Raw genomic sequence first — 2,935 nt, forward strand, 5'->3', positions numbered from 1 at the left:
GGGCGCCACCGTCACCCTCCGGGCCACGGTGTCTCCCGACGACGCCACGGACAAGACAGTCACCTGGGTCAGCTACGACCCCTCCATAGCCACGGTGGACGGCGCGGGCAAGGTGAAGGGCGTCAAGCCGGGCAAGGTGGACATCCGGGCCAAGACCAAAGACGGCGGCTACACCGCCAAGTGCAAGGTGACCGTCAAGGACAGCCAGTAACAAAGAGATTTTATTCCCCGGAAGCTCCAGCGGGCTTCCGGGGATTTTTGTCCGGCGGGCACGGCATCCCGAGCGGACGGCGCCCCGGCAGACTCCGCGCCAGAAAATTGACTTACAGCGTAAAAACGCATATAATTGTATTATAAGACCATTGATCCCGCCCGGTGCGGCGGCAGTCGCAAAAAAAGGAATGCGTTTATGAAAAAAACCTTCTTGGCAATATTATCGCTGCTGCTTTTCTGCGGCGTATCGTGGGCCGATGACTTTGACCTTTCTCCCACGAATCCCGAATACCTGGAATGGCTGGAATACGGCAGCCTGCCCGTTAAGACCGCGGCGGGAAATTGGGTATCCACCGGATACGTACCCCCCGAATTCAATTCCTGGACTCTGCCGAAGTACCCTCTGAAAAAGGGCTCCCTGCCCGCCTCCTGGGACATGAGGGACGAGGGAAGAGTGTCGCCCGTCCGGGACCAGGCCCATTTCGAAATATGCTGGGCCTTCTCCGCATTGGGATGCATGGAAAGCAGCTATCTCACCCGGCATCCCTACGGCAGCATAGAGTATTCCACCTTCAATCTGGTACGCTGGTGCAACGGATTCTACGGCAGCACCCTGAAGAGCGGCGGCAACTATCTGAAAGCCACCGCCTATTTCGCCCAGCTGCAGGGCCCCAGATATGAAAAGGACGACCCCATAGACTATTCCCTGAGCAAAGACAGCGTCCCTCCCGCTCCCACCAACACCCTCCATGTCGCAGGGTATATGACCGGAGCGGAGTACGTCCCCGCCAACAGGGATTACGGCGATTCCGGGATCTGGGACGGCAGCAGCCTGAACACCGCCGCCATGGACCGCATAAAGGAGCTCATCATGAGCGAGGGAGCGGTGGAATTCGCCTTTTATTCCAATGACGCCACCTATCTGCGGACCACCGCCGACCACGGAACGAGCTATTACTGCAGCGCCGAAACGGGCGTCAACCACAGTGTTCTCATCATAGGCTGGGACGACAACTATTCCAAGAGCAATTTCAAATATACTCCTCCCGGCAACGGAGCCTGGCTGGCAAAGAACAGCTGGGGGACCGACTGGGGGGACGGCGGCTATTTCTGGATATCCTATTATGACAAAAGCGCCGAACAATACGCCGCGTTCACCATGACGGAAGACTACACCATTTACAACAGATATTTTTACAAGGAGCAGAAGGGCTGTACCGCCGGAGCAAAAGGATTTATCTGGGGCAGGGCCGATTTCAAACCCACCGTTGCGGCGAAGATGGTGGACGCCGCCACCTACGTGCTGGCTGGGGGCAGAAACGTCACCTGTTACGTTTACGTGAACGGAACGCTGAAGAAAACCGTCACCAAATACATCGACTGGCCGGGCTACTATCTGTTCCGGGCCAACGTGGATTTCGCCGCCTCGGACATCGTGTCCGTCAGATTCAAATACGATTCCGCCGCGGAAGACGGCGTGTATTATATCCCCGTGTGCGATGACGCCTCCTACTGCTCGTCCGGAAGCTACGTGTCCAAAGACGGGTCCGATTGGAAAAATACTCTCACCCTGTGGAGCAACAAATACGCAGTCTGCATCAAACTTTATTGCCTGGCCCCCGTGGCCGCCACGGGAGTCTCCCTGAGCCCCTCTTCCGTTTCCCTGTTGACCGGCGGGACCAAGGCCCTCACCGCCACGGTGAAACCTTCAAACGCCACCAACAAAACGCTGATCTGGTCCACCTCCAACAGCGCCGTGGCCGCGATATCCCCGGCGGGCGTGGTGACGGCCAATGCTGCCGGCAGCGCTGTGATCACCGTGAAGACCAAGGACGGAGGCTTTACCGCCACCTGCAACGTGACGGTCACCGACCCCGTAAAGGTGACGGGAGTCTCTCTCAATTACGCCTCCGTGAATCTTTACGCGGGGAAAACCGTCACCCTTAAGGCCACGGTGACCCCTTCAAACGCCACCGACAAAACGCTGATCTGGTCCACATCCGACGCCTCAGTGGCCACTATATCCCCCGCCGGCGTGGTGACGGCCAAAGCTGCCGGCAGCGCTGTGATCACCGTGAAAACCAAGGACGGCGGCTATACCGCCGCCTGCAAGGTGACGGTGGTCGATCTTATCGTTAATGTGACGGGGGTGGCGCTGGATACGAACTTTATCAAGCTGGAAAAGGGGGCGTCCGCCGCCCTGACAGCCACCGTAAAGCCGTCAAACGCCTCCGACAAGACGGTCACCTGGCGCACGGACGACAAGTCCATAGCCACGGTATCCTCCTCCGGCGTAGTCACGGCGGTAGGCCCCGGCACCACCAAGGTGCGGGTCAGGACCAAGGACGGGGGCTTTGAAGCCAAGTGCAAGATACGGGTAGTCATCTCCGTCACCGGAGTCTCCCTGAACAAAAGCTCCGTCAGGCTCAAGCCCGGAGGGACCTGTTCCCTGAAGGCAAGCGTGACGCCCGCCGACGCCACCAACCGGGAGGTCACCTGGATGAGCTACGACACCTCCGTGGCCACCGTGGACCAAAACGGCAACGTGACCGCCGTAGGCGTGGGCGAGACCCGCATCCGAGCCAAGACCCGGGACGGGGGCTTCAAGGCCAAGTGCAAGGTAAAGGTGGCAGTCCCGGTCACGGGGCTCAGTCTGGACAAGACCTCCGTCACCATAAACACGGGCGCCACCGTCACCCTCCGGGCCACGGTGTCTCCCGAC

General features: G+C 59.3%; 2 protein-coding genes. Both read left to right on the forward strand.

All coding sequences use genetic code 11. The annotated features are described in order from the left end of the window. The coding region (locus IK083_07420; protein MBR4749380.1) for an Ig domain-containing protein at positions 1 to 211 on the forward strand (211 nt) is incomplete at its 5' end. Between the two features lie 198 nt (positions 212 to 409). Then, a partial coding sequence (locus IK083_07425; GenBank protein ID MBR4749381.1) for an Ig-like domain-containing protein occupies positions 410 to 2,935 on the forward strand: 2,526 nt, incomplete at its 3' end.

It is taken from the genome of Abditibacteriota bacterium, from assembly GCA_017552965.1.
Taxonomy (GTDB): domain Bacteria; phylum Armatimonadota; class UBA5829; order UBA5829; family UBA5829; genus RGIG7931.